Annotated in this window: 18 protein-coding genes; 12 read left to right on the top strand and 6 right to left on the bottom strand. The window is 59.8% G+C overall.

Annotation, left to right across the window (positions count from 1 at the left end; genetic code table 11):
* Positions 1 to 13: 13 nt before the first annotated feature.
* Positions 14 to 1342 (bottom strand): hemolysin family protein, encoded by a 1329-nt coding sequence (locus PVE98_RS02125; RefSeq protein WP_033754895.1) that lies wholly within the window; start codon positions 1340 to 1342, stop codon positions 14 to 16.
* A gap of 470 nt (positions 1343 to 1812) precedes the next feature.
* Between PVE98_RS02125 and PVE98_RS02130 the strand changes: the two genes are divergently transcribed.
* Genes PVE98_RS02130 through PVE98_RS02140 form a run of 3 tightly spaced genes read left to right on the top strand, consistent with a single transcriptional unit; the run spans position 1813 to position 7654 of the window.
* Positions 1813 to 3528, top strand: a complete 1716-nt coding sequence (locus tag PVE98_RS02130) for an autotransporter assembly complex family protein (protein ID WP_187143668.1) — start codon at positions 1813 to 1815, stop codon at positions 3526 to 3528.
* The gene (locus tag PVE98_RS02135) at positions 3525 to 7295 is read left to right on the top strand and encodes a translocation/assembly module TamB domain-containing protein (protein ID WP_407568540.1); all 3771 of its coding nucleotides are present in this window, start codon (positions 3525 to 3527) and stop codon (positions 7293 to 7295) included. Before PVE98_RS02130 ends, PVE98_RS02135 begins: the two co-directional genes overlap by 4 nt.
* 2 nt (positions 7296 to 7297) lie before the next feature.
* Complete coding sequence (locus PVE98_RS02140) at positions 7298 to 7654, top strand: gamma-glutamylcyclotransferase (protein ID WP_033754905.1); 357 nt, start codon at positions 7298 to 7300, stop codon at positions 7652 to 7654.
* Between the two features lie 97 nt (positions 7655 to 7751).
* On the opposite strand, the gene ppa is transcribed toward PVE98_RS02140, so the two are convergent.
* The 3 genes from ppa to PVE98_RS02155 all read right to left on the bottom strand — a co-directional run bounded on the left by ppa (position 7752) and on the right by PVE98_RS02155 (position 9316).
* On the bottom strand, positions 7752 to 8282 hold the full coding sequence (gene ppa / locus PVE98_RS02145; protein WP_033754908.1) for an inorganic diphosphatase: 531 nt from the start codon (positions 8280 to 8282) through the stop codon (positions 7752 to 7754).
* A gap of 99 nt (positions 8283 to 8381) precedes the next feature.
* The gene (locus tag PVE98_RS02150) at positions 8382 to 8831 is read right to left on the bottom strand and encodes a DUF441 domain-containing protein (RefSeq protein ID WP_033754911.1); all 450 of its coding nucleotides are present in this window, start codon (positions 8829 to 8831) and stop codon (positions 8382 to 8384) included.
* 71 nt (positions 8832 to 8902) lie between these two features.
* A complete protein-coding gene (locus PVE98_RS02155; protein ID WP_096072114.1) occupies positions 8903 to 9316 on the bottom strand; it encodes a lysozyme inhibitor LprI family protein in 414 nt (137 codons plus the stop codon).
* Between the two features lie 155 nt (positions 9317 to 9471).
* Between PVE98_RS02155 and PVE98_RS02160 the strand changes: the two genes are divergently transcribed.
* Entirely contained in the window at positions 9472 to 11031 is a 1560-nt protein-coding gene (locus PVE98_RS02160) for a methyl-accepting chemotaxis protein (RefSeq protein ID WP_096072113.1), read from the top strand.
* 45 nt (positions 11032 to 11076) lie between these two features.
* On the opposite strand, the gene fbp is transcribed toward PVE98_RS02160, so the two are convergent.
* Positions 11077 to 12081, bottom strand: coding sequence for a class 1 fructose-bisphosphatase (fbp, locus tag PVE98_RS02165; protein ID WP_033754919.1), 1005 nt, complete (start codon positions 12079 to 12081; stop codon positions 11077 to 11079).
* A gap of 168 nt (positions 12082 to 12249) precedes the next feature.
* Between fbp and mpl the strand changes: the two genes are divergently transcribed.
* Positions 12250 to 13602 (top strand): UDP-N-acetylmuramate:L-alanyl-gamma-D-glutamyl-meso-diaminopimelate ligase, encoded by a 1353-nt coding sequence (gene mpl / locus PVE98_RS02170; RefSeq protein ID WP_033754923.1) that lies wholly within the window; start codon positions 12250 to 12252, stop codon positions 13600 to 13602.
* A 249-nt stretch (positions 13603 to 13851) separates the two neighbouring features.
* On the opposite strand, the gene yjgA is transcribed toward mpl, so the two are convergent.
* The gene (gene yjgA / locus PVE98_RS02175; protein ID WP_033754925.1) at positions 13852 to 14394 is read right to left on the bottom strand and encodes a ribosome biogenesis factor YjgA; all 543 of its coding nucleotides are present in this window, start codon (positions 14392 to 14394) and stop codon (positions 13852 to 13854) included.
* A 117-nt stretch (positions 14395 to 14511) separates the two neighbouring features.
* Between yjgA and pmbA the strand changes: the two genes are divergently transcribed.
* The 7 genes from pmbA to PVE98_RS02210 all read left to right on the top strand — a co-directional run bounded on the left by pmbA (position 14512) and on the right by PVE98_RS02210 (position 19070).
* Positions 14512 to 15852, top strand: a complete 1341-nt coding sequence (gene pmbA / locus PVE98_RS02180) for a metalloprotease PmbA (protein ID WP_096072112.1) — start codon at positions 14512 to 14514, stop codon at positions 15850 to 15852.
* A 69-nt stretch (positions 15853 to 15921) separates the two neighbouring features.
* On the top strand, positions 15922 to 16308 hold the full coding sequence (gene cybC / locus PVE98_RS02185; protein WP_033754930.1) for a cytochrome b562: 387 nt from the start codon (positions 15922 to 15924) through the stop codon (positions 16306 to 16308).
* 292 nt (positions 16309 to 16600) lie between these two features.
* The gene (locus tag PVE98_RS02190) at positions 16601 to 16933 is read left to right on the top strand and encodes a glycine dehydrogenase (RefSeq protein WP_048784390.1); all 333 of its coding nucleotides are present in this window, start codon (positions 16601 to 16603) and stop codon (positions 16931 to 16933) included.
* Between the two features lie 15 nt (positions 16934 to 16948).
* The gene (locus PVE98_RS02195) at positions 16949 to 17311 is read left to right on the top strand and encodes an SFCGS family glycine-rich protein (RefSeq protein WP_096072111.1); all 363 of its coding nucleotides are present in this window, start codon (positions 16949 to 16951) and stop codon (positions 17309 to 17311) included.
* 2 nt (positions 17312 to 17313) lie between these two features.
* Positions 17314 to 17613: a DUF4312 family protein gene (locus tag PVE98_RS02200; RefSeq protein ID WP_033755294.1), complete on the top strand. Its 300-nt coding sequence runs from the start codon at positions 17314 to 17316 to the stop codon at positions 17611 to 17613.
* Positions 17614 to 17641: 28 nt separating this feature from the next.
* Positions 17642 to 18418 carry a DUF4311 domain-containing protein gene (locus PVE98_RS02205; RefSeq protein WP_033754938.1) on the top strand — a complete coding sequence of 259 codons (777 nt, stop codon included), beginning with the start codon at positions 17642 to 17644 and terminating at the stop codon, positions 18416 to 18418.
* Positions 18419 to 18428: 10 nt separating this feature from the next.
* Entirely contained in the window at positions 18429 to 19070 is a 642-nt protein-coding gene (locus tag PVE98_RS02210) for a DUF4310 family protein (protein ID WP_033754941.1), read from the top strand.
* Positions 19071 to 19082: the final 12 nt, after the last annotated feature.

Genomic DNA, 19082 nt, shown 5'->3' on the forward strand with positions numbered 1-19082 from the left:
GCCCTCTGATTTTCTACTCTTCAGCTTCCGTGGCTTTCGCCACATTCAGCACCGGCGGACGATCGTCAATCCGCGTCACCAGCAGCTGATCGATACGATAACTGTCGATATCCACCACTTCGAACTTAAATCCGGCGAACTTGACGAAATCGGTGCGCTTCGGGATCTTGCGCAGCATATACATCATAAAGCCGCCGATGGTTTCGTAGTTGCCCGACTGCGGGAATTCGTCGATATGCAGCACGCGCATCACGTCGTCGATCGGCGTGCCGCCCTCTACCAGCCAGGAGTTCTCGTCGCGCGCCACGATCTGCTCTTCCAGCCCCTGGCCTACCAGATCGCCCATCAGCGTGGTCATGACATCGTTAAGCGTGATAATGCCCACCACCAGCGCATATTCGTTCATGATCACCGCGAAGTCTTCGCCAGCGGTCTTAAAGCTTTCTAGCGCTTCGGAGAGGGTCAGCGTATCCGGCACGATCAGCGCCGCGCGGATCTGCACGCCGCTGTTGAGCGCCATGCTCTGATTGCCCAGCACGCGCAGCAGCAGCTCTTTGGAATCGACATAGCCGACGATATGGTCGATATCGCCGTCGCACACCAGAAACTTCGAGTGCGGATGCTCGGCGATTTTGGTCTTCAGCGTGGTTTCATCTTCACGCAGATCGAACCAGACCACGTTTTCGCGCGAGGTCATCGAGGAGGGCACGGTGCGCGACTCCAGCTCGAACACGTTTTCGATCAGCTCGTGCTCCTGCTTCCGCAGCACGCCCGCCAGCGCGCCCGCTTCCACCACCGCGTAGATATCGTCGGAGGTGATATCGTCTTTACGCACCATCGGCAGCTTAAAGACGCGGAAGAAGACGTTCGCCAGGCCGTTGAAGAGCCAGACCAGCGGACTAAACACCAGCAGGCAGAAACGCATCGGGTTGATGATGCGCAGCGCCACCACTTCCGGCGCGATCATGCCGACGCGCTTCGGCGTCAGATCGGCGAACAGAATAAAGAAGCTGGTGACGATGATGAAGGAACAGATAAAGCTGAGCTGGTCGGCGAGCGCCGGCTCCATAAAGCGGCTAAAAAGGCTGCTGAAGGCGGGCGAAAAGGCCGCATCGCCGACGATACCGCCAAGGATAGCCACCGCGTTCAGGCCGATTTGCACCACGGTAAAGAAGGTGCCGGGCGTTTCCTGCATCTTCAGCACGCGCTGCGCGTTAATATTGCCTTCGTCGGCCAGCAGTTTGAGTTTGATCTTGCGGGCGGCCGCCAGCGAGATTTCCGAGAGAGAGAAAAAGGCGCTGATCACGATCAGCAACAATATGACAAGCAAGCTATCTAACATAGGGTTTCCAAAGGGTTATCCACTTGTCATTTTTGGCCTGGGCAGCGCGCCTGAAAGGCGTACCGTTCGTACTCACCTCATCGTCTGGGCTGTCCGTGCCAAAAATGTCTGCGCCTTATCGACGATGCGAAGCAGCGCCGGGGCAGAAATAGAGCAGGCGAAGCCTGCGCCGCTGATTATAGCAGCAGCGCCCTCAACGCCGCCAGAGTTCGCAGTAACGCCGTTGAGCTCAGATTAATCCGAGTGGCGCGCGCATCTGTTGCGCAGCGGTTGTATCGCTCCGGCCATTTGCCGACAATAGAGCGCTATTTGGCTTTGTTACCGTTTTTTCGCAGCCGCAGGCCGCTTTCTACGGCTATGATGATGACTGCGCCGCTGCGATGTTCTTATCCAGGGATATATCACGCCCCGCGGAATAGGGGTCGGCATGATTAACAGGAGTACGCGTGCCACGAATTCACGTCTGTTTTATGACCTGCCTGCTGGCCGCCGCGCCGGTCGCTGAGGCAGCGAAAGTGCGCCTTGAAGTGCAAGGCTTAACCGGGGACCTTAACAAGAACGTGCGTGCTCGCCTCTCGACCATCGGCGCCGACGAGGTGTCGAACGATGGCCGTTTTCGCGCGCGCGTTTCAGAGGCGATTCAGCAGGGACTCAAAGCGCTCGGCTACTATGAGCCCGATATCGACTTCGAGGCGCGTCCGGCACCGCCGCAGGGCGGACGGCCGGTGCTTATCGCCCACGTCAAACCCGGCGAGCCGGTTAAAATCGCCGGCAGCACCATCGTGCTCGAAGGCGACGCGCTGCGCGACCCCGACTATCAGGCCTGGGTGAAAGAGGGCACGCCGAAAAAAGGGCGGCAGCTCAATCACGGCGAGTATGACAAATTTAAAAGCGGCTTCTCGAACCTCGCGCTGCGCAACGGCTATTTCGACGGCGACTTTAAAAAGAGCCAGCTCGGCGTCTCCGTCGAGCGGCGCGAAGCCTTTTGGGATATCGACTACGACAGCGGTCAGCGCTACCGCTTCGGCGACGTCAGCTTCTCCGGCTCGCAAATCCGCGAGGAGTATCTGGAAAACCTGGTCCCGTTTAAAAAAGGTGACTACTACAGCTCGCGCGATCTCGCCGAGCTGAACCGCCGCCTGTCGGCCACCGGCTGGTTTAACTCGGTGGTGGTCGCGCCGGAGTTCGCGCAGGGGCGGAAAACCAAAGTGCTGCCGCTCAACGCCGCCGTTACGCCGCGCACCGAAAACACTATCGAAACCGGCGTCGGCTACTCTACCGACGTCGGGCCGCGCCTGAAGGCGACGTGGAAAAAGCCCTGGGTTAACGACAGCGGCCATAGCATGGCGGCCAGCGCCTATCTCTCCGCGCCGGAACAGCAGCTCGACCTGAGCTACAAAGTGCCGCTGCTGAAAAGCCCGCTGGAGCAGTATTACATCTTCTCCGGCGGCCTGAAGCGCACCGATCTGAACGACACCAAAGCCGATACCACCACGCTCGGCGTGTCGCGCTACTGGGAGAACAGCACCGGCTGGCAGAAAGCGGTCAACCTCAAGTGGAGCCTCGATCACTTTACCCAGGGCAGCGTCACCAACACCACGATGCTGCTCTATCCAGGCGTCAGCCTGAACCGCACGCGCTCGCGCGGCGGCCTGATGCCGACGTGGGGCGATTCGCAGCGCTACTCTATCGACGTCTCCGACACCACATGGGGATCGGACGTCGACTTCCTGATCATGCAGGCGCAGAACGTCTGGATCCGCACGCTGGCGGATAAGCACCGCTTTGTGGCGCGCGGCAACCTTGGCTGGATCGAAACCAACAACTTCGAAAAAGTGCCGCCGGATCTGCGCTTCTTCGCGGGCGGCGACCGCAGCATTCGCGGCTACAAATATAAAGATATTTCTCCGCGCGACGATGACGGCAAGCTGACCGGCGCCTCGAAGCTCGCCACCGGCTCGCTGGAGTATCAGTACAACGTCACCGGGAAATGGTGGGGCGCGGCCTTTATCGACTCGGGCGAAGCGGTCAACGACATCAAACAGAGCAATTTTAAAACCGGCGCGGGCTTCGGCGTGCGCTGGGCGTCGCCGGTCGGGCCGATCAAACTGGATATCGCCCGGCCGATTGGCGACAGCGAGGAGCATGGTTTGCAATTTTATATCGGACTGGGGCCTGAACTATGAAGCTGTGGAAAAAGGTCCTGATCGGCGTACTGATCTTTCTGGTGCTGCTGCTGGGCGGCGTGGCGTTTTTAATCGGCACCACGCCTGGCTTGCATCTGGTGCTGAACGGCGCGGCGCGCTGGGTGCCGGGCTTATCGATCAAGCAGGTCGACGGCGGCTGGCGCAACCTGACCATCAGCGGGCTGCGCTATGAGATGCCCGGCGTCAACGTCGATGCCGGCACTTTTCATCTGGCGGTCGATCTTAATTGCCTGCTGCACTCCTCGGTGTGCGTCAACGATATTGCGCTAAAAGACGTCAGCGTGGTGGTCGACAGCAAAAAGATGACGCCAGCGCAGGAGGCGCCGCCGGAAGAGGAGAGCGGCGGCGGCGATCTCAGCACGCCTTATCCGATTACGCTGCGTCATCTTGGCCTGCATAACATCAATGTGAAGATCGACGACACCGCTATCTCGCTGCTCGACTTCACCACCGGTCTGCAGTGGCAGGATCGCGCGCTGACGCTTAATCCGACCCACATCCAGAGCCTGCTGGTGGCGCTGCCGAAAGCGGCGCAGGTCGCCAACGAAGAGGTGGTACAGCCCAAGGTGCAGCAGCCGCAGCCGGATGAGAAGCCGCTGGGCGAAACGCTGCAGGCGATGTTCGCCAAACCGCTGCTGCCTGAGCTGCCCGACTTCCGTCTGCCGCTCGATATCGACGTGCAGGAGATCCTCGGCGAACAGCTGCGCCTCACCGGCGATACCGACATTGCGGTGAATCGCCTGCTGCTGAAGGCGAAAACCGCCGACCGGCGGCTGCAGCTGCAGACGCTGGACGTTGATTCGAACCTCGGCCAGCTTAACGGCAGCGGCGAAGCGACGCTGGCGGACAACTGGCCGGTGAATTTCACGCTTAACGGCACGGCGAACGTCGATCCGCTGAAAGGAGAGAAGATCAAGCTGGAGCTAGGCGGCGCCATGCGCGACGAGCTGAAGCTGGGCCTGAATCTCTCTGGTCCGGTACGCGCCCAGCTCGACGCCGCCACCCAGCTGGCGGTGGCGGGGCTGCCGCTGTCGCTGCGCCTCACCAGCCCGCAGCTGCGCTGGCCGCTGACCGGCGCGGTGCAGTACCAGGCGGACAATCTCGACTACCAGTTCAAAGGCAAAGCCACTGACTATGTGATGTCGCTGCGCACGGCGGTCAAAGGCGACAGCGTGCCGCCTGCCACCGTGGCGCTGGACGGCAAAGGCAACGTCGAGCAGTTCAATCTCGACAAGCTGCGCATCGGCGCGCTGCAGGGCAACGTCGACCTGACGGCGCTGGTGGACTGGAGCAAAGCCATCAGCTGGCGCAGCGAGCTGACGCTCTCCGGCATCGACACCGCGCGTCAGTATCCCGACTGGCCGGCGAAGCTGGACGGCAAAATCGCCACGCGCGGCAGCCTTTACGGCGGCAGCTGGCAGATGAGCGTGCCGCAGCTGCAGCTGAAGGGCAACGTTAAACAGAATGCGGTCAGCGCCGAAGGCTCGCTGAAAGGCAACAGCTATAACCAGTGGGATATCCCGGGTGTGAAAATCGTGCTGGGCCGCAACAACCTGGACGTTAAAGGCTCGCTGGGCGACGCGCTTAATCTGGACGCCACCATTGACGCGCCTCATCTCGATAACGCGCTGCCGGGGCTGGGCGGCGTCGCCAAAGGCACCATCAAGGCGCGCGGCACGCTGCAGGCGCCGCAGCTGCTGGCCGATCTCAATGCTACCGGCCTGCGCTGGCAGCAGCTGCAGATTCGTCGCGTCACGCTGGACGGCGACGTACGCTCCAGCGATCAGGTGGCCGGCAAGCTGCAGCTGCGCGTTGAGCAATTGCAGCAGGACGCGCTCAAGATCGGCCTGCTGACGCTTAACGCCGACGGCAATGAAAAAGCGCATCAGCTGAAACTTAACGTGCAGGGCGAGCCGGTTTCCGGCCAGCTGGCGCTCAACGGCAGCTTCGATCGCCAGCAGCAGCGCTGGCAGGGTACGCTTAACAATACGCGCTTTGACACGCCGGTGGGCGAATGGCGACTGACGCGCGCGATGGCGATCGACTACCTCAACGCGAAGCAGACCGCCACCATTGGGCCGCACTGCTGGCAGAACCCTAACGCGCAGCTCTGCGTACCCGAGCCGGTCGAAGCTGGCCCGAGCGGCCACGCGCATATCCAGCTTAACCGCTTCGACCTCGCGATGATTAAGCCCTTCCTGCCGGATGAAACCCAGCTGGCAGGCGTCTTTAGCGGCGACGCGCGCGTGAACTGGACGGCGGACGGCGCGCTGCCGACCGGCACCGTCTCGCTGAAAGGCAACGGCGTTAAGGTGCGGCAGGACGTGCAGGGCAATACGCTGCCTGTCGATTTCAGCGCGCTCAACCTTAACGCGGCGCTGCGCAACGGCCGCGCCGATCTCGACTGGCTGATCCGCATCGCCAACAACGGCCAGCTCGACGGCAACGTGCAGATCGGCGATCCGCAGAACCGCCGTACGCTGGGCGGCAACGTCAACATCCGCAATATCTCGCTGGCGATGCTCAATCCGGCGCTGATGCAGGGCGAGAAGATCAAAGGCAGCCTTAACAGCGCGCTGCGCCTCGGCGGCAGCGTGAAGCAGCCGCAGATCTTCGGCCAGCTCGGCCTGCAGGGTGTCGACGTCGACGGCAACTTTATGCCGGTCGATCTCACCGCCGCGAACCTGAATATGATGTTCAACGGCATGAGCTCGACGCTCAACGGTCTGGTGCAGACCGCGCAGGGCAATATCAACCTCAACGGCAATGCGGACTGGAGCCAGCTCGACAACTGGCGCGCCCGCATCGCCGCGCAGGGCAGCCGCGTGCGCGTGACCGTGCCGCCGATGGTGCGCATGGACGTCTCGCCGGATCTGGTTTTCGAGGTGACGCCGGCGGCCTTTAGCCTGGATGGCAGCGTCGATATTCCCTGGGCGCGCATCACGGTGCAGGAGGTGCCGGAGAGCGCCACCGGCGTGTCGTCGGACGAGGTGCTGCTGGATAAAAATCTGCAGCCGATTCAGCCGAAAACCGCCGCCATCCCGATTAACAGCAATCTGGTGATCCACGTTGGCAACGACGTGCGGCTGTCGGCCTTTGGCCTGAAGGCGAAGCTCAACGGCGACCTGAAAGTGGTGCAGGACAAAACCGGACTGGGCCTCAACGGCCAGATCAATATTCCGTCCGGCCGCTTCCACGCTTACGGCCAGGATCTTATCGTACGCAAAGGCGAACTGCAGTTCGCCGGCCCGCCGGATCAGCCCTATATCAACCTCGAGGCGATTCGTAACCCCGAAGCCACAGAGGACGACGTGACGGCCGGTCTGCGCGTGACCGGGCTGGCGGATGAGCCGAAGGTCGAGGTCTTCTCCGATCCGGCGATGTCGCAGCAGGAAGCGCTTTCCTACCTGCTGCGCGGCCAGGGACTGGGCTCGGACGGCGACGGCAACGCATTAACCTCCGCCTTAATTGGTCTGGGGGTTGCGCAAAGTGGTCAGGTTGTGGGTAAAATCGGCGAGACGTTCGGCGTCAGCAATCTTGCCCTGGATACCACCGGCGTTGGCGACAGCCAGCAGGTGCAGGTCAGCGGCTATGTGCTGCCGGGTCTACAAGTAAAATATGGTGTCGGCATATTTGATTCACTGGCGACCTTAACCTTGCGTTATCGCCTGATGCCCAAACTCTATTTGGAAGCCGTGTCTGGTGTGGACCAGGCTCTTGATTTGCTCTATCAGTTTGAGTTTTAGCAATGCGAATAATTGTCTACGGCAGTTTACGGCGCAAACAGGGAAACAGTCACTGGATGACGAATGCGCAATGGCTGGGGGATATGCAGATTGAGGGCTACGAGCTCTACAGTCTCGGCCATTATCCGGGCGTGATCCCGGGCGAAGGAACCGTCTATTGTGAAGTTTACCGCATCGACGCCACGACGCTGGGCGAGCTGGATGCATTGCGCACTAAGGCTGGCGAATACAAACGCCAGCTGATGCAAACGCCTTACGGCAGCGCATGGCTTTACGTCTATCAGCGCCCGGTTAAGGGACGTGAGCGCATCGCCAGCGGCGACTGGCTACGGCGTGACGATCCTCCGTCAGACGCATAAACGAAAACACCGCCCAGAGGGCGGTGTTTTTTTATCACCCGGCGCACAAACAAAAACACCGTCCAGAGGACGGTGTTTTTTATCGGGCGGCGGCAGATTATTTCTGCTTGGCGCGCTCGAAAGAGGAGATGATTTCAGCTTTCGCCGCTTCGGCGTTATCCCAGCCTTCAACCTTCACCCATTTGCCTTTTTCCAGCGCTTTATACTGCTCGAAGAAGTGGGTGATCTGCGCGCGCAGCAGTTCCGGCAGGTCGTTCACATCTTTAATGTGATCGTACTCTTTGGTCAGCTTGGTGTGCGGCACGGCAACCAGTTTGGCATCTTCGCCAGACTCGTCGGTCATTTTCAGCACGCCAACCGGACGGCAGCGGATCACTGAGCCCGGCTGCAGCGGATACGGGGTCGGAACCAGCACGTCAACCGGATCGCCATCCAGTGACAGGGTGTGGTTGATATAACCGTAGTTGCACGGGTAGAACATCGCCGTAGACATAAAGCGGTCTACGAACAGGGTGCCGGAATCTTTGTCGACTTCGTATTTGATCGGATCGGCGTTGGCCGGGATCTCAATGACAACGTAGATATCTTCTGGCAGTTCTTTACCGGCAGGCACCTGGTTCAAACTCATCGGGCATTCCTTCAATAGTCACATGTTGAGTGTCGGCTATTATAGCCAACTGCCTGGGAAAGTATGCCCCAATTTTGACCTTTCGGAATGCTCCTCGTCCTACTTCGCGACGACGAACAGCGAGACGATCCCCGCAGCAATTAGTGGTCCGACCGGCACGCCGCGAAAGAAGGCGACGCCAATCACCGTGCCGATTAACAGGCCGCCGACTACCGACGGCTGCGCGCTCATAAAGCTCACGCCGCGCCCGCCCAGCCAGGCGACGAAAATGCCGACCAGAATCGCCACGATCGACTGCCAGCTGGCGAAAGATTTCAGCAGCGACGAGGCGGGAAGCGAACCGCTGGCGAGCGGCGCCATTACGGCGACCGTCAGGATAATAATGCCGAGCTGAATGCCCTGTTTCTCGACGTAGGGAAAGAACTGCGACAGCGGGGTAAGCTTGATCGCCAGCAGGATCAGAATAGAGATGGTGACCGCGCTGTTGTGAACGAAATAACTGAGGACCGCGAGGCCGATAAGAATAAGGGTAGAGGCGTACGCAGCCATGATTTCTCCCTGAAAATAGACGGATGCGCCAGCCGATGCCGACGCGTGAATAAAAGCACCGTCTCCATTTATCAACAATCGCCGCCGTCGGCGCAACTGCCTTTATTCATCGATCGCAGCAACAGCGCCTGATTACGCACCAGATCGACGCGCTGCGCCGCCAGCGAAATCTGCGCCAGCGTGCCCTGCGTGCTGTTGAAATAGGCCGCGCTCGCCGACTGCCAGCTGTCGCGATACGCCAGCCACTGACGCTGCGCGCCACGCACCTTATTTTTAGGCTCGCCGGTGAGCTTCTTCATTAACTGGCCATATTGCGTGTTCATCTCGCTATCCCATGCCTGGCTGGCGCGGTCATAGCACGACACCATCGCCACGGTGGTGGATGCGCCGTTGAGGCACTGCTCCAGCGCATGATCGATCGGATTTTGCGCTGCCAGCGCAGAGATGCAGAACAGCAGACCGGCGGCGGCCATACCTTTTTTCATGCTGTGAATCCTTATTAAGAAAGGTTAAGCGTGGGTGATCATCAGGGAAATGACCATCAACGTCGGTAAAGTTTCCCTGAGCAACTGCCGATAACTTGTACGTTTTAGGGCGACTGGATTTTCTGCCTTTATATAAGCAAACGGAAAACAACATCATGAAAAAGCTCTCACTACGCACAGGATTATTAGCTTTACTCGCCTTTATGACTCTGCTGCTGCTGGCGGTCAGCGTCATGGGTATCATTGCCATTAACAAAGGAAACCGATCGCTGGATGTGATCAACCGCATCCAGGGTATCGAACTTAACGCGCTCTATCAAAGCAACGGCGACCTGATGCGCGCGCGCGCCACCGCCGCGCTGGCGGTGCGCAAAATCGAGATCGGTCTGCTGGACGAGGGCGCCGCCTCGGTGAAACAGGCGCAGGCTGACGTGCAGGATTCGCAGCGGAATATGAAAGCTTTTATCGCGGCGGGAACGGTAACGGCGCACGGAAAAAAGCTGGCTGACGACATCGTATCGTCCTACAACGCCTACCTGGCGCAGGGTATCAAACCCATTATGGATGCGCTGGAAAAACAGTACACCGACGAATATTACAGCGTGCTGGAGGGCAATCTCGCGAAGCTCGCCCTGAATTACAGCAACGCGGTAGCGGCGTTCGGCAGCTATGCCACTCAGGTGACCGACGCGCAGCTGGCGCAGGCGGCCTGGAACGAAACGCTGATGAAGGCGCTTATCGGCACGGCGGTGGCGCTGACGCTGCTGCTGTTCGTGCTGGCCTGGGTACTGATGCGCCGTCTGCTGCTGCTGCCGCTGAACCGCGCCATTACCCATCTGGAGCAGGTCGCGGCAGGCGATCTGTCGCAGACGCTGCCGCCGACGGGCGACAACGAGCTGGGTCGCCTTAACCGCGCGCTAGGAGATATGCAGCAGGCGCTGCGCGCTCAGGTAAGCCAGGTGCTCCACGCCAGCCAGCAGATCGACGTCGGCAGCCGCGAGCTGGCGGCGGGCAATGTGCATCTTTCCCAGCGCACCGAAGAGTCGGCGGCGTCGCTGGAGCAAACCGCCGCCAGCATGGAGCAGCTGACCGCTACGGTGCGCCTCAACGCCGCCAACGCGCAGCAGGCGAATAAGCTGGCGAGCAGCGTCTCCGACAGCGCCGACCGCGGCGCAGAGGTGGTGAGCTACGTGATGGAGAAAATGCAGGAGATTACCGCCAGCGCGAACCGCATCGGCGACATTCTCGGCGTGATCGACGGCATCGCCTTTCAGACCAACATCCTCGCGCTGAACGCCTCGGTAGAAGCGGCGCGCGCGGGCGAGCAGGGGCGCGGCTTCGCCGTCGTGGCCAACGAAGTGCGCACGCTGGCGCAGCGCAGCGCCAACGCGGCGAAAGAGATCCGCGGGCTGATCTCTGAGTCGCAGACGCGGGTGAAAGAGGGCAGCGATATGGCGACGCGCGCGGGTGAGACCATGGATGAGATCTCCAGCGAAGTGATGCGCGTCACGACGCTGATGAAGGAGATCTCCATGGCGTCTGATGAGCAGAGCCGCGGCATCGAGCAGGTGAATCAGGCGGTGACGCAGATGGACGAGGCGGCGCAGCAGAACGCGGCGCTGGTTGAGCAGGCTACGGCGGCGACCCAGTCGCTGGAGGCGCAGTCGCAGCATCTGCAATCCACGGTATCGCTGTTCCGGCTGGAAACGGCGTAAAAGAAAAGGGCGCGAGATTCGCGCCCTTGTCAGCTGAGTCCGCTTTTACTGCGCGGCGTCCGGGTATTCGCGCAGGAAGCGCTCAACGTCGTCGACCATCGCGTTATTGCCGCAGAAGAACGGGCAGCGCTGATGCAGGGTTTCCGGCTGGATGTCGAGGATACGCTTCGCGCCGTCGCTCGCCTTGCCGCCTGCCTGCTCGGCGAGGAACGCCATCGGGTTGCACTCATAGAGCAGACGCAGCTTGCCGTTCGGATGGCTGGCGGTGCTCGGGTAGAGATAGATGCCGCCTTTCAGCAGGTTGCGGTGGAAATCCGCCACCAGCGAGCCGATGTAGCGCGAGGTGTAAGGACGGTGCGAGGCATGATCCTCTTCCTGGCAGAACTTCAGGTATTTCTTCACGCCCTGCGGGAAACGAATATAGTTGCCTTCGTTAATCGAGTAGGTGTAGCCCGTCGGCGGATAGGTCATGCGCTCGTGGCTCAGGCAGAAAACGCCGAGCGACGGATCGTAGGTAAAGGCGTGAACGCCGCAGCCGGTGGTGTAGACCATCATGGTTGAGGAGCCATACACCACGTAGCCCGCCGCGACCTGCTTGTGGCCTGGCTGCATAAAGTCCGCTTCGGTGACCGGCGTACCAGGCGCGCTGACGCGATGGTAGATAGAGAAAATAGTGCCGACGGAGACGTTAACGTCGATATTGGACGAGCCGTCCAGCGGATCCATCAACACGACGTATTTGCCGCTCTCTGCTCCTTCGAAGATTACGAACTCGTCTTCTTCTTCCGAGGCGATCCCCGCCACGATGCCGCGCGCTTTCAGCGCCGCTTTCAGCTTCTCGTTCGCGAAGAGATCGAGCTTCATCTGCTGCTCGCCCTGGACGTTTTCAACGCCGCTTGCGCCGAGAATATCTACCAGGCCGGCTTTGTTGATGTCGCGATGGATGATTTTCGCGCCCAGCTTAATAGCGGAAATTAGCGCCGTCAGTTCACCTGTTGCGTGAGGAAAGTCGTGCTGTTTCTCGACGATAAATTCGCCTAACGTTTTCATAACACATTCCCTGAATCTTCGATGGAGTGGCAGCCTGCCTGGCAAACCGCCAACGTTTGCGTACGCAGTTTAGCCGAATGAACTTCAAAAACCATAGTCCTAATCCGTTTCTTAAGTCTGCGAGCGGGGTTACACTGTGCGCCGAACTTTTGAGTAATGGATCTCGTTATGCGTATTCATATCCTTGGGATTTGCGGCACGTTTATGGGCGGTCTGGCGATGCTGGCACGTTCCCTTGGCCATCAGGTGACCGGTTCGGACGCCAACGTTTACCCGCCGATGAGCACGCTGCTTGAGCAGCAAGGCATTGAATTAACTGAGGGTTATGACGCCTCTCAGCTCGATCCCGCGCCGGACCTCGTTATCATCGGTAACGCCATGACGCGCGGCAACCCCTGCGTGGAAGCGGTGCTGGAGCGCAACATTCCCTACCTGTCCGGCCCGCAGTGGCTGCATGACTTCGTGCTGCGCGATCGCTGGGTAGTGGCGGTAGCAGGAACTCATGGCAAAACAACCACTTCTGGTATGGTAGCCTGGATACTGGAGTCGTGCGGACTGGAGCCGGGCTTTATCATCGGCGGCGTGCCCGGCAACTTCGACGTCTCGGCAAAATTAGGAAAAAGTCCATTCTTCGTCATCGAGGCGGATGAGTATGACTGCGCCTTCTTCGACAAGCGTTCCAAATTCGTTCACTACTGCCCGCGCACGCTGATCCTCAATAACCTTGAGTTCGATCATGCGGACATCTTCGACGATCTGCGCGCCATCCAGAAGCAGTTCCACCATCTGGTGCGCATCGTGCCGGGCCAGGGCAAAATCCTGCTGCCGGAGCACGATCACAACATCCGCCAGGTGATGACGATGGGCTGCTGGAGCGAGCAGGAGAGCGTCGGCGAGGGCGGCCGCTGGCAGGCGAAGAAGCTGGTGCAGGACGCCTCGCGCTGGGAAGTGCTGCTCGACGGCGAAAGGGTCGGCGAGGTGAACTGGTCGCTGGTGGGCGAGCACAACATGCATAACGGCCTGATGGCGATCGCCGCTGCGCGTCACGTCGGCGTCAAACCTGAAGACGCGGCGCAGGCGCTCGACAGCTTTATCAACGCGCGTCGCCGCCTGGAGCTGCGCGGCGACGTCAACGGCATCAAGGTCTATGACGATTTCGCCCATCATCCGACGGCGATTCTGGCGACCTTGTCGGCGCTGCGCAGCAAAGTTGGCGGCCGGGCGCGTATTCTGGCGGTGCTGGAACCGCGCTCAAACACCATGAAAATGGGCGTGAGCAAAAGCGACCTGGCGCCTTCGCTGGCGCGCGCGGACGAGGTGTTTCTGTTCCAGCCGCACCATATTCCCTGGCAGGTCTCCGACGTGGCGGAAGCCTGTATGCCGCCGGCGCACTGGAGCGCCGATATCGATACGCTGGTGGAAATGGTAGCGAAAGCCGCCCAGCCGGGCGATTCGATTCTCGTTATGAGCAACGGCGGATTTGGCGGCATTCATCAAAAGCTGCTGGATCGACTCGCTTAACGCATCGGGCGCCCATGTCAGGGCGCCTTTTTACTTCCCGTCAGCGCTGGCCTGTTTTTTTATTTTTTTCAGACGGTCGCGTTAATATTTGAAACCGATCTCTCTACTCTCTCCGCTATTATTATTGCGATATCGATCGTCATCGCACCGCTAACCGTTTCGACCTCCAGCTGCGTCTGCGCGCCGGCATTCTCTACAACTATCGTTAACCGCTGTTCTGGCGGGCAGCTTTGCCCGCCTCGGCGTGGCTTAGCTTTCCGCCAGCTCGCGCAGATACTGGAAAATCTGACGTGACGATTTAGGCGCTTTATTGCCCGCTTTCTCTTTCTGCGCGTTGCGGATCATGCTGCGCAGCTGCTGACGATCGGCGTGCGGATAGAGCGTAATCACTTCGTTCATCGCTTCGTCGCCCTGTTCGATCAGGCGATCGCGCAGCGCTTCCAGCTTGTGGAACAGCGCAACCTGCTGGTTGTGACGGTTCTTCAGCTTGTCCAGCGCCTGACGGATCGGATCGACGTCGCGCGAGCGCAGCATTTTGCCGATCAGCTGCAGCTGGCGGCGGCGGCCCTCTTTCTTGATGCGCTGCGCCAGCTCGACGGCGGCCAGCAGTTCTTCATCCAGCGGGATCTTCTCCAGGGCGTTCTTACCCAGATCGACCAGTTCGGCACCCAGGCGTTTTAGCTCTTCAGCGTCGCGTTTAATTTCGCTTTTACTGACCCAGATAATCTCTTCATCTTCTTCTTCCTGATTATCCGGCACATCGTCGAGCCACTCATCGGGCTGTTTGGTCATTTTCTGGGCTCCCCTAAAAAAAGAGGCTAATCCTATCAGTTTATCGGGTGACTGCGAAATTGTTCTCTGACTCTGATAGACTCAAAACTTTCATACTTAAGATTAGACGGCAGGCCGATGAACGTATCTACTCAGGTTGCAGAACAGCGAAAAGTGTTGGAACAGGCAGTGGCGCAGGCGCTCGATCTGGCGAAAGCCAGCACCGACGGCGCGGAAGTGGCAGTGACCAAAACCACCGGAATCGGCGTCAGCACCCGTTACGGCGAAGTGGAGAACGTCGAGTTCAACAGCGACGGCGCGCTCGGCATCACCGTTTATCATCAGAACCGCAAGGGCAGCGCCTCATCGACCGACCTTAGCCCGGAGGCGATCAAACGTACCGTGCAGGCGGCGATCGATATCGCGCGCTACACCTCGACGGATCCTTATGCTGGCCCGGCGGATGCCGATCTGCTGGCGTTCGACGCGCCGGATCTCGATCTCTATCATCCCTGGGAGATCGACGCCGATCGCGCCATCGAGCTCGCCGCGCAGGCGGAGCAGGCGGCGCTGAAAGCGGATCCGCGTATTACCAATACCGAAGGCGGTAGCTTCAACAGCCACGTCGGCATTAAAGTCTTCGGCAACAGCCACGGCATGCTGCAGAGCTACTGCTCGAGCCGTCATTCGCTCTCCAGTTCCGTTATCGCCGAGCAGGATGGCGATATGGAGCGCGACTACGCCTATACCATCGGTCGCGCCTTCGAGGATCTGCAAAGTCCCGAGTGGGTTGGCGCAGAGTGCGCGCGTCGCGTGCTGTCGCGGCTGGCGCCGCGCAAGCTCTCTACCATGAAAGCGCCGGTGATTTTCGCGCCGGAAGTCGCCACCGGCCTCTTCGGCCATCTGGTCGGCGCCATCAGCGGCGGCAGCGTCTACCGTAAATCGACCTTCCTGCTTGACGCGCTCGGCCAGCAGATCCTGCCGGAATGGCTCACCATTCAGGAGCAGCCGCATCTGCTGAAAGGCCTGGCATCAACGCCGTTCGACAGCGAAGGCGTACGTACCCAGGCGCGCGACATCGTTAAGGATGGCGTACTGCAAACCTGGCTAATGACCAGCTATTCGGCGCGCAAGCTGGGCCTGAAAAGCACCGGCCACGCGGGCGGCATCCACAACTGGCGCATCGCCGGCCAGGGCAGCAGCTTTGAGGATCTCCTCAGGCAGATGGGACGCGGCCTGGTGGTTACTGAACTGATGGGGCAGGGCGTCAGCGCCATTACCGGCGACTATTCGCGCGGCGCGGCCGGCTACTGGGTAGAGAACGGCGAGATTCAGTATCCTGTGAGCGAGATCACTATTGCAGGAAATCTCAAGGATATGTGGCGCAATATCGTCACGGTCGGTAACGACATTGAAACCCGCAGCAACATACAATGTGGTTCGGTGCTGCTGCCGGAGATGAAAATCGCCGGACAATAATAAAACTCGCTTCCTGAAAGCAGCCGCTCTGGCTGCTTTTTTTTTACCCACAATAAAAAGGATATACCGATGCGTAAGCGTGTGATTGCAATGTTGTCTCTCTCCTTGTTGTCTGGAAGCGCCAGCCTGTACGCGGCGGATTTAGAAAATGATATGGATACGCTGAAAGACGGGCTGAATACCGTGATGAAAACAGGCGACGCGCAGGAGATGCATAAAGCGCTGGGCGAGATGCGCCAGGCGGCGCAGGATGCGAAAAAATCGACGCCGGATAAGCTCGAAGGACAGCCGGCCGACAGCGCGCAGATGAAGGATTTCCATGCCGGCCTGGATTCGCTGATTGCGCAGATCGACGTGGTCGACAAGCTGGCGCAGGCCAACAACCTGGACGGCGCCAAAACCGAAGCGAAAAAGCTGGCGGAGATCCGCAACGCCAATCATAAAAAGTTCCGCTGACTCTCGGGCCGGTCCGCGCGACCGGCTTTATCGCGTCATCAGCTTTTCTTATCTCATCTTTTTTTACCGTCGTGCCACGCGCTGCTGCCTGCACACTTCTCTTTTGATACCCCTTTTTAACTTTTAAAGCACGCATAACGCGGCGTCTGTCACACAATCTGTGCGTCCTGCGATCTGGCGCACAGCCTGCCCTGCGATTTCCACTTCCATGCGGAAAAAGTGCGTCTGCACTTCCACCTCGTCACGCCGTAATTTATTCGCAACGCGAATTTTCGTGAACAGGAGTAGCAAGGTGAGCAGTAACGGAGCTTCGGTACGGCAGGCAACGCCGGAAGAGATTCAGGCCCTGGCCGACAAGGTGATGGCGCAAATCGCGGCGATCTACGCCCAACACGATATCGCGCCCAACGCGGTGCAGCAGCAGATGCTGGCGTCGCACGTACGCGCCATGGCGCTGCGCTCGCTAACCGGCGAACCCCTTCCCGAGGTGGAAGCGGAGCTGTTTGAAGATATTTCGCCGGAGACCATGCAGCTGGCGCAGCAGGTGGTCGATCTGTTCGGCAATCTGCCGCGCGAAGAGGCCTGGCTTCTCTCCGTCCATATAGAAGTGGCTCGATCTAACTGACTGTATAAAGAGGAAATCATCATGGTAACCGTAGTGATTGGCGATCGTTTAGGTAAAGGACAGAAGGTAGCGGCGGGCGTAGAAAAGGCGGGCGGCCGCGCCGTCGTGGTGCCGGGCGTGGCGGCGGATATGAAGCTGGGCGACGTGATGAAGGCGGAAAACGCCGACTTCGGCATCTCCTTTTGCGGCAGCGGCGGCGCAGGCGCCATCACCGCACAGAACAAATATGGCTACAAGGCGCGCCACGGCATGCGTTCCGTTGACGAAGGCGTCACCGCCATCAACGAAGGCGCCAACGTGCTCGGCTTCGGCTTTATGGACAAAGAAGAGCTGGGCGAGCGGCTGGTGCAGGCCTGGAACAAGAAACACGGCAGCTGATGATGAAAGAACAATACGTTACTCAGGTGACGGTGCAGGGCAAAGGCGACAGTAAAGAGAAAGCTTTTGCCGATGCTCTGAGTCGCGTGCAGAACCAGGTTCTGCGCGCGACGCAAAAAATTCTGCTGCGCATCGAACCCCTGGATGTTCGGGTGCTGCGCGCGCAGGAGAGCGTCAAAACGGAGAAGTTTTTGTTCTTCTTTCTGGCGCGCCAGCGGCGGAACTACAGCGTCGAGCTGGAGATCTCCGTCAGCGTCACCGTGATTGATACCGGGCAGGTGACATTCACGGCGGCACCGTAAAAACAGACGACAACAAAGGTAAAAAAACATGTTTTTAATTATTTTGTTTAAGTCGTTGATCATTGGGGGGCTTGTCGGTGTGGGCGTCGGCGCCGGTGCGGCGCGCATGTTCCACGCGCCGACCTCGCAGGGGATGGGCGCGTTCCGTACGCTGGGCGAGCTCAACTCTTGCGAAGGCGATCCCGCCTCGCACTTCTCCTTTGGTCTCGGCTTTTTCTTCAATGCCTGGGCATCATCCGTCGCGGCAGGCTCCTTCACTCAGGACGTCGACCACCGCATCATTCCTAACTGGGGCGCGGCCGCGCTGATGGTGAAAAACCGCAACCTGGCCGAAACCCTGCACGACCCGAAAAAGATGGCCATCGCCTGCGGCATTATCGGCATGATCGTCGTCGCCTTTCTGAACTCTACCGCCTCGGCGGTGCCGGCCGCGCTGCAGGTAACCGCGGTGAAAGTGCTGGTACCGGCGGCAAACCTGCTGGTCAATACCGTCATGCCGGTGATCTTCTGGCTGGCGGCCATCGACGCCGGCAAAAAATCGGGCTTCTGGGCGACGATTTTCGGCGGCCTGGCGCAGCTGATCATGGGCAACGCCGTGCCAGGCCTGGTGCTCGGCATCCTGATCGGCAAAGGCGTCGAGGAGAGCGGCTGGAACAAGGTGACCAAAGTGATGATGGTGGCGATCGTGCTGCTGTTCGTGCTGAGCGGCTTCTTCCGCGGCTTCGATATGAAACTGCTGCAGTCCTTCCAGTTGGGCATTCCCGGCTGGCTCGACGCGATCCACAACTCTCTGAGCGGCAAGTAAGGCTAACGACATGACTGAAAATAAAGGCTTCTGGTACGCCGACTGGTCTTTCCCGATCTTCGTCGGCCTGCTCTCGGCGGGCGTGTTCGCCGGTACGCACATGTATTACCTCTACGGCATCGGCGCGTTTAACGAAGTGGCGTTTGTTTCTATGCTGCGTGCCGGCATGGAAACCGGCGTCTACGGCGCGGTGGCGGCCTTCGGCGCGAGCTTTCTCTTCGCCCGTATCATCGAAGGCTCGCTGGTGGGCATCCTCGATATCGGCGGCGCCATTCAGACCGGCGTCGGCCTGGGCGTGCCGGCGCTGCTGCTGGGCGCGGGCATCGTCTTTCCAGTAGCTAACTTCGCCGCTTCGCTGGCGACCGGCCTGGTGATTGGCCTGGCGATCGGCTACATCATCATTCTGGCGCGCAAGTTCACCATCAACCAGAGCGACTCGACCTACGGCGCGGACGTGATGATGGGCGCGGGCAACGCCTCCGGCCGCTTTTTAGGGCCGCTGATCATTCTTTCCGCGATGGCGGCCTCGATTCCTATCGGCCTGGGCTCGCTGCTCGGCGCGCTGCTCTTCTACCTCTGGAACAAGCCGATCACCGGCGGCGCGATCCTCGGCGCCATGATCCTCGGCGCGATTTTCCCGGTCGCTATCTGAAGCTGGCGGCGG

Origin of the sequence: Pantoea sp. GABEPS69, assembly GCF_045780835.1 — a bacterium.
GTDB lineage: Bacteria > Pseudomonadota > Gammaproteobacteria > Enterobacterales > Enterobacteriaceae > Pantoea > Pantoea septica.